The sequence below is a fragment of the Desulfurobacteriaceae bacterium genome, from assembly GCA_039832905.1.
Classification (GTDB): Bacteria; Aquificota; Aquificia; order Desulfurobacteriales; family Desulfurobacteriaceae; genus Desulfurobacterium.
In genome coordinates this window covers 53,876-61,333 of the sequence record JBDOLX010000093.1, presented here as the reverse complement: position 1 = coordinate 61,333, position 7,458 = coordinate 53,876, and the positions used below count along the sequence as shown (strand labels likewise).

The window sequence follows — 7,458 nt, the reverse complement described above, 5'->3', positions numbered from 1 at the left end:
TTCTCTATCTGTATTTTCTCATCTGCATAACCATAGTGGTTCACAAATATAGGAATACCTATTGCAAACTCTACATTTGGGGTCTCATGGATCTTTCCAACCCATTTAATCTTAGGTTTATTTCGATGAATAAAAATGTGAGAGGATATACTTTTTACCTTTCCAAACTTATCAAAGTTCTTTACTCCTATTAAGACTGCATCTACAGAATCAGGAACGTTTTTTAAATAAACCAAAGCTTTCTTATACTCCTCTTCTTCAAGCTCGAAATCGGCATCAAAGTGCCATATCCAATCACCAGTTGCTTCTGCTATAGCTCTATTTCTTGCATCTGCAAAACCATTCCACTCGTGTTTTACAACTTTACAACCATATTCCTTTGCTATCTCTACTGTTCTATCTTCTGATCCTGTATCAACAAGTATTATCTCTTCAAACTTTCCCCTAAGGCTCTTAAGAAGTCTAGGAAGATTTTTTTCCTCGTTCTTCGCTATTATGCAAGCAGAAATTTTCATTTGTACCCCGAATACCCCACCAAGTTTTCCACTTCCCTCTCTAGTTCCTCTATCTGAGAAGTGGAAAGTTCCTTTTCAAGTTTCCTAACTTTTTCTTCCCTTTTCTCGTTAATCTTCTTTCCTATTTGTTGCTTAAGTTTTTCAATAATGTTTTCAGGATGTGAAGGAAGTATTCCCATCTTATCGACAAAAGAAATAAAGCCTTCAAGACTAAGAAGTGATGAAAATTCTGCCTCGTATACTTTGCCACCTCTTTTTAGTACTTCTTCTCTATAAATTTCCATTCTTTTTTCTATTTCTAAACAATACCAATAACATAGTTGATAGTCATGAAGCTTTTGCCAATTTGCTAAAGGTAAATAGACTCCTCTGTCATCAGGTTTCAAGTAGTAAAAGATAGCTAATGGTGTTCTACCAGGAATAGTATCTAATTCAAATAAACTCTTTGCTACTTTTCTTCTCTCCCTCCTTAAAATGATCAGCTCAGGAAGAATGCCTAAGTCAAGTAAAGGATAGAAAAACCCTTTACAGAATAAATGGCTCGTTTCACAGTAAATATTCTTTAAAAGCTTTGCTATAACCGGCAACTTTTTGAAAACCCAAAACTTAACAGCCAATTCTGGTTTTTCTATTGCTTTTCTCATGACATCTACAAAATCAGGCTCCGGTTCGTGAAAAGCGTAAATAGAAGGGAATAAAGATAACATCTTTGCCAGATATCCTGTCCCACTGCGCCCAGTTGTTACCGTGAATATCAACCTCTTAGATTTTAGCTGTTTTAATGTATCTTTAAAAAATTCTCTTTCTTTCAAGGAATTTAAAACTTTCCAATAATTTTCATCTCTTGATTTATTTTTTTTAACCATTTTTCCTCTCGATACTAACCAGTCTCTCAATAAGGTTTTTTACTTCTTCTTTTCTATTGAGATCCTTTGCCACTTCTGCAAGATTGTAGAGATAGTCATTATCCAAAGGATTCATCGTTACTGCCTTAAAGAAAAATTTATAAGCCTCTTCCTTATTACCTTGTATCCAATTAATAACTCCGAGAATATTATGAATAGGTGCTCCCTCGTAAAATGTTGCCACATCCTGAATAGCAGTAAAGACCTCAAAAACCTTCCCTTCTTCTACTCCCTTTTCAAGCTCTTTAACTAAAGATTCCACTTTTTCAGTATAAAAGTTTAATTTCTCCTGATCTTCTTTAGATACTCCTTGTAAATCACTAATTAAGTCTTTTGCTTCTCTAAATAATCCCATATTTAAATAGATTTTTATTAATTCCTGCAAGGTTACCTGGTTGTGAAATGTAAGTAAAGCTTTTCTAAAGAAATCTGATGCGTTAAAGTAATCATAATAGTCTGAAAGAGTTCTACCTACTATCGTGAGGGCAGTTGCTTCAGCTACTTCCGGTTTTTCTTCCCATGAGAGAAAGGGAAAAATCTCTGACTTCCAATCATAATTTTTTAGTACGTTGTTTCGTATAACCAAACTTCTATATGATGTATCTATAAAAGTATTGCCTATCGAGTAAGTTACATAACTAAGCTCAGAAAGCTTCAGTCTTAGATTTCTGAGGTTTCTGTACAAAAATTCATAAAATTCGTAATCTGCAAACTTTTCATCAAAACGATTTAAACTTTCTATTTTTGACTTTCTAGCAAGTATTCCCCATTCAGGAATAAGTTTTTCTATGGAAAGACTTTTCACAATCTCAACTTCTTTTCCATAAAAATCGTCAAAGTTTCTTATTTTTTCTTCCTCCCCAAGTTGCACTATTAAGTTAGGATAAACAATATCTGCCCCAAAATCCTCCATATCTGCAACGAGTTCTTCAATTGTTGAATCTTCTAAAGAACATTCAGAACTAAGGAAAAGAACCAATTCTGACGAAGAGGACTCTAAAAACTTATTCCTTATGACAGCTTTATTAAAAGTTTGGATATCCAAATAAATCAAAGGAATTTGAAGATCCTTGATTCCTTCAGGAAGAGAACTTGTATCACCTGAGATAAAAACTTCCTTAATATAGTCTCTATTTTCTTCCAGTGAAGTGACCAATTCCTCATTAAATTTACCAGTTGAAATCACTAAAACACTTACTTTCTCTTCCACTTCTCACCTCTCCATCAAGATTATAGCGTCCCTAAAGTATTTATAGAATACATCCCTATCCCTTGGATTTAAAAGCAGATACTCTCTTCCTTTTTCCATTGCTAGAACTTTACTAACTCTTCTTAGGTCCAGATAGCTTTTTAGAAGTTTCTTTTTGTTTCGATCTTTAGGAAGGGAAGAAAGGAAAGAAAGGTCACTTTTTCCTAGTTTATCAAATACTCCATCGTAAATAGCAGCTATTAGTGATCTAAGCTTTTTCTTGTTTGAAAAAATATTTTTGTAAACTTCAAAAACCTTTTCGATAATAAATGAAATATCTCTTCCTTTAAAAAAGAAAATGAGATTTCTGAAAAAATAATAAATCTCTACTGGTGAAGATAAAAATTTACCGCTTTTATTTTTATGATAAACACTAACATAAGGAGTATATAAAGGATACAGTCCACAACCTAAGAGTTTTTCATAAAAATCATTATCCTCAAAATAGAGAAAGTACGATTCTTCAAATTTCACATTTTTAAAAATTTCTGCCTTTAAAAATATATTAGCTCCAGACAAAAATAAAACTCTATGTATTCGCTGAGGATAGTCCAGAAAAGGCTTATAACTAGCTCTAAATCCATCATATTGGAGTTTATCTCTTTCAACAGAATCTCTAATCTTACAGGTTACAACAGGAACCCCGGTAAATAGAACCGTTCTTAGTAATTCAATAAGTGTGTTAGACTCTACTTCTACATCTGGATTTAAAATCCATAAATACTCACAATCATCCTTAAGGGCTAATTCAACACCAAAATTTACTCCTGCTGCATAGCCAAGATTTTCTCTACCTATAATTGTTACCTTATGGTCAGGTAAAACTAATGTAGCAGATCTTAAAAGATCTATTTCTTTTTCGTCTTCAGAATGATCTATTATGTACCAATGAAAATTAGTATAGGATAAATTGGATAAACTCCTTGCCATGAGATATATTTCTTCTGACGAAAAATAAGAAACTGTAATGATTCCTACTTTTGGCTTTCTTACAATCTCCTTCGCTACATGCCTAAAATCCACTTTTCCATCTGAGAACTTAAACATAAACCTATATTTAGGATCTGCGGGTAAAAAAGTTGCAAAGTAAATTGCCCCCTTATCTGCCCAAAGATCTTCAGGTGTAGGTACATTGCCGAAACCATACTTCTTTATTAATTTCTCGGCAAAAACATTTTCCGTCAACTCTCTAAGTTTTTCACTTCCTTTGCTATTCTTAAACGAAACATGTCCTTCATGGTAAACAAAAAGATTCTTAGGAAGAAGAAGTTTAAAACCGTGCTCTCTTAATTTTAGAGAGTAATCTAGGTCATCCATTCCTAAAAAAAGTTCTTTATCAAAGCCCCCTACCTTTTCAAAGACCTCCTTTTTCGTTGCTAAAAAGAAACCTACAAGAAATTTCTTTTCTTCACTGCTTTTCCCGTATAAATTACCCAAGTGCTCATTAACTAAGTTTACATACTTGCAGAAGGTTTCTTCTTCCAGAACCTCGGCAAAGGAGGAAAATCTTTTAACATCTTGTAAATCAATAGCATAGTTAGAAATTGCTCCTACTGCTCCAACTTCTGTCTTTTTCAAATTTTCGTAAACAACTTTACTCCAATTAACAGGAAGAACTGTATCCGGATTAACAAAAGCGAGATAGTCATTCCTGGATAACTTTACTCCTTCATTTACTGCAGCAGCATAACCAATATTCTCATTTAACTTAACAACCTTATAATTTGTGAGTTCTTTTTTTCTTAAAAATTCTTCAATTATAGAGAAAGTATCATCGTGTGAAGCATTATCAATAATTATTACTTCGTCATCTTCTCTTATAGAAGCGTTCAGGGATTCAAGGAGTTTTTCTATAGTCGAAGAAGAGTTATAGGTAACAACTATAATAGAAAAGGGAGAACGATCATATTCTTCCTTCATTATTTTTAACAGATCTTTTTGATACTTTTCTAAAAGGATCTCTATTAGTTCTTCAGTTTTGTTCTTAGGAAGCTTTAATTTTAAATAACCTAAATCTAACGCTAAGTTTTCAACCGCTTGTGCTTTTTCTTCAGAAGTTAGTTGAATACCAAAAGTTTTATGAACTCTCTCATTAAAAATGAGTTCTATACGTTCTTTAACCCCAGAGATTTGATCACTCAAACTAATTTGATCTTGTCCAGAATGAACAGTAAAAAAAGACAAAGGACGAGAAAAATAGAAAAGATTTCCCTTAGATAGCAAATACATCCATAAAACCCAGTCTGCATTGGCTCTAAAGTTTAAACCACAAAACTGAAAAGGATTTATATCTAAATGAGATTTCCTAAACATATAGGTTGAAAATTTTCCTACGTAGTTTTTTAAATCAGTTAAGGATTTCCTTATTACCTCTTTTCCATTCAATATTTGATCTTCACTACATAAAGGTTTCGTGGCTTCTACACCGTAAACAAGCTCCTCTTCTTCATTAACAGGAATTCTTTGAGAAGAAACAAGGACAACCTCTTCATATCGATCAAGGACTTTTTCCATTAATTCTAAAGTTTCTGGATGCAACCAATCATCATCTGCAAGAAACTTTACATATTCATAATTTGCTTCTTCTAATAATTTGGAGTAATTTTTTTCTACCCCTAGCCTTTCACTATTTTTCCTATATCTTATCAGCCCTTTATGTTTTTCAACCAAATCTTTAATAGCTACAAAGTTTTCATTAGAAGAGGGATTATCATCAGAAATTATTATTTCATCCGGTAGTCTAGTTTGATTCAAGACAGAAATAAGAGCTCTACGAAGAAAGTAAGGCCGGTTATAAGTAGGAATTAACAAACTTATTCCCTTTTTATTACCCATTATATCTCCTAACTGAGAACAAATTTTGAACGACAAATAAATTTCTATTGTTTACTTTTTTACTCATTAAAATCAGCTTCTTTATTACATATTCTTGTAGATTATTATCCAACTCTCCAGACAGTTCTATCCGATCTGAAAAAGTTTGTCCAATCAACTCTACTTGTAAATTCAACTTGTTATCTTCAGATATAATCTGAATCCAGTCCCTAAAAGAATCTTCAGTAAAGAACCTTAGATGAGTGTTATCAAGTATTCCCAGAAGAGAATAATTAAATCTTCCAATTAATAGATTGTAAATAATATCTAAATGCCCTATGTTAGGAATACTTACTACTAGTTCTCCTTCAGGTTTCAGCAAAGAAATTAAAGTTAAAAAAAGTTCATTTATATTTCTTATATGTTCTAAAACATCCAAACATAAAATAGTATCGAAACTTTCATAGTATCTTTTTTTTAACTCATAGAGAGATTGAGAAGATTCTAAGTTCATCTCTAACAATGTATCATAGGCACCTGTTTCTTTAGCTTCAGTTAAAGCTTCTTTATCAATATCTATTCCAACTATATTTACCTGTTTTAAATTCTTTAGTTGCTTACCAAAATAACCATAAGAACATCCTACTTCTAAAACTTTACTTTCATCTTTTATTCTTTCCGCAGCAATAAAGTAGGTAGTCCCTCTAGGAATACCGTCTTTTAAAAGTTCTCTTCCTAAACTGTATTTTTTTTCTTCTATTCTTTTTATATTCTTAGGAATATAAAGCAAATTTCTTTCAGCATTTCCTATAGTACCCAGTTTCATTATATTGCCTCTATTCTATAAGCCTTAATTAGTAAATCATTACCTATACTATTGATTGAAAAGATCCTAATTGGATGAGCATCTTCTATCAAAAAACCTCCTTCAAACATTGACATTCCCTTTCCACCTAAGACTTTAGGTGCATAGAATAGGTAGAACTTATCAATTAAATTCTCCTCCAATAAGCTACCTGCCAACTTTGAGCCACCTTCACACATAATTGAATAAATACCGAACTCTTTTCTTAGCCTTCCCAAAACAGTCTTAAGTTCAATAGAACTTTTACCTGCTTCTAGTAGTTTAACTCCTCTCTCTCTTAAAAATAAACTCTTCTCAGAAGTCATACTTTTCCTTGTAGTAATGATTATCAAGTCTTCACTTCTACTTTTTATTAATCGGCAATCTAAAGGAATTTTTAAGTGGGGATCAACAACTATTGCTTTAGGCTGAAAGTTTGTTTCTACTTCTCTCACATTTAAAAGTGGGTCATCTTTTAGGACAGTTCCTATTCCTACCATTACAGCATTATGGTAGCTTCTTAAAAGATGAACAAGTTTGCGGGACTCTTTAGAAGTTATCCACTTGGAATTTCCTTTATAATCTGCAATTTTCCCATCAAGTGTTGCTGCGAGCTTTAAAGAAATAAAAGGACGATCTTCCTTCAAGTTAACAATAAAGTCGTCTATAAGCTCAAAACACTCCTTTTCAAGAACTCCAACTTTTACCTCTATTCCTGCACTTTTTAGCCTTTCAACTCCCCCTCTCGCTACAGGGTTAGGATCTCTAATTCCGACCACTACTTTCTTTATTCCAGCATTTATTATTTTTTCTGAACAGGGAGGGGTCTTTCCATAATGGTTACAAGGTTCAAGGGTTACGTAAAGTATAGATCCTTTAGCATTTTCTCCTGCTTTCTCTATCGCTATTCTTTCAGCATGGGGAAGTCCTACCTTTTCATGATAACCTGTTGCTATTACTTTGCCATCTTTAACTATAACGGCACCAACTGCCGGATTAGGAAGGGTTTTTCCTTTTGCTTTGTAGGCTTCCTTGATAGCAAGCTTCATGAATTTTTCGTCTGTAATCATCACTTGTTAAACCTTGAAAATAAGGTTATAAGGAAAAAAGTAAGAAAGGGAGAAAAAAAAG

General features: G+C 32.7%; 6 protein-coding genes. All 6 read right to left on the bottom strand.

All coding sequences use genetic code 11. From position 1 onward, the window contains the following. The coding region (locus tag ABGX27_07020) for a glycosyltransferase family 2 protein (protein ID MEO2069246.1) at window positions 1-515 on the bottom strand (515 nt) is incomplete at its 3' end. After that, window positions 512-1,381 carry a hypothetical protein gene (locus ABGX27_07015; protein MEO2069245.1) on the bottom strand — a complete coding sequence of 290 codons (870 nt, stop codon included), beginning with the start codon at window positions 1,379-1,381 and terminating at the stop codon, window positions 512-514. The genes ABGX27_07015 and ABGX27_07020, both read right to left, overlap by 4 nt. After that, window positions 1,374-2,630, bottom strand: coding sequence for a glycosyltransferase (locus ABGX27_07010; GenBank protein ID MEO2069244.1), 1,257 nt, complete (start codon window positions 2,628-2,630; stop codon window positions 1,374-1,376). Before ABGX27_07010 ends, ABGX27_07015 begins: the two co-directional genes overlap by 8 nt. Window positions 2,631-2,633: 3 nt before the next feature. Continuing rightward, window positions 2,634-5,504 carry a glycosyltransferase gene (locus ABGX27_07005; protein ID MEO2069243.1) on the bottom strand — a complete coding sequence of 957 codons (2,871 nt, stop codon included), beginning with the start codon at window positions 5,502-5,504 and terminating at the stop codon, window positions 2,634-2,636. Then, the gene (locus ABGX27_07000) at window positions 5,497-6,309 is read right to left on the bottom strand and encodes a class I SAM-dependent methyltransferase (GenBank protein ID MEO2069242.1); all 813 of its coding nucleotides are present in this window, start codon (window positions 6,307-6,309) and stop codon (window positions 5,497-5,499) included. The genes ABGX27_07005 and ABGX27_07000 overlap by 8 nt, the downstream gene beginning before the upstream one ends. Further along, complete coding sequence (gene ribD, locus ABGX27_06995) at window positions 6,309-7,397, bottom strand: bifunctional diaminohydroxyphosphoribosylaminopyrimidine deaminase/5-amino-6-(5-phosphoribosylamino)uracil reductase RibD (protein MEO2069241.1); 1,089 nt, start codon at window positions 7,395-7,397, stop codon at window positions 6,309-6,311. The genes ABGX27_07000 and ribD overlap by 1 nt, the downstream gene beginning before the upstream one ends. Window positions 7,398-7,458 lie beyond the last annotated feature (61 nt).